The 252-nt window shown below is 59.1% G+C and carries 1 protein-coding gene; it reads right to left on the bottom strand.

Annotation, left to right across the window (positions count from 1 at the left end):
• Positions 1–39 precede the first annotated feature (39 nt).
• The coding region (locus AC0L3U_RS39880) for a hypothetical protein (protein ID WP_473365195.1) at positions 40–252 on the bottom strand (213 nt) is incomplete at its 5' end.

The following is a 252-nucleotide window of genomic DNA, read 5'->3' as shown; positions in this document are numbered from 1 at the left end:
CGCGAATTCACCCGCGCTCCCTGCGAGGGTACACCATCGTCAACCCTCATGCGGCTTAAAGCCATCGCGCAGCGTTCCCGTTAGAGTTTTCTCGCCACGTTCCGGAGCATCCGGTTCGCGGCTTCCGCTCAAAAACAGGGCCGCAGCAGTTTTCGCTGCGGCCCTGAAGTTGCAACTTGATTCTGCGCCGGCTTGTTCTCGCAGTTTGTCCCGAACACCGAGGTTGATAGGTCCGCCATCATGGGAAGCTTC

This window comes from Bradyrhizobium sp. Kon69 (genome assembly GCF_055807515.1).
The sequence above is the reverse complement of the archived record's forward strand: the minus strand, read 5'-3'. Positions and strand labels throughout refer to the sequence as shown.